Annotated in this window: 1 pseudogene; it reads left to right on the forward strand. The window is 70.6% G+C overall.

The features are described from left to right. Positions 1–269 (forward strand): annotated as a pseudogene (locus ACQG3P_RS19850) (bifunctional aspartate kinase/homoserine dehydrogenase I); the annotation flags it as partial.

A 269-nucleotide genomic window follows, 5' to 3' on the forward strand; every position in this document is an offset into this window, starting at 1 on the left:
GTGCAGGTCACCGTGGTATCGGCGATGAAGGGCGTGACCGACGCGCTGATCGCGCTGGCCGGTGCCGCTACCGACAACGCGCCGCAGTGGCGCGACGACTGGCATGCACTGCGCGCCCGCCATCGCGGTGCCGCCGATGCGCTGCTGGGCGAGCATGCAGGCGACACGGTGGAATGGCTGGATGCGCGCTTCGACCATCTGGCCGAGGTGCAGGGCGCGCTGGCAGTGATCGGTGAGCTGCCCAGCGAGGTACTGGACCGCGAGCAGGG

This window comes from Stenotrophomonas sp. SrG, assembly GCF_050031795.1.
Taxonomy (GTDB): Bacteria; Pseudomonadota; Gammaproteobacteria; order Xanthomonadales; family Xanthomonadaceae; genus Stenotrophomonas; species Stenotrophomonas rhizophila_A.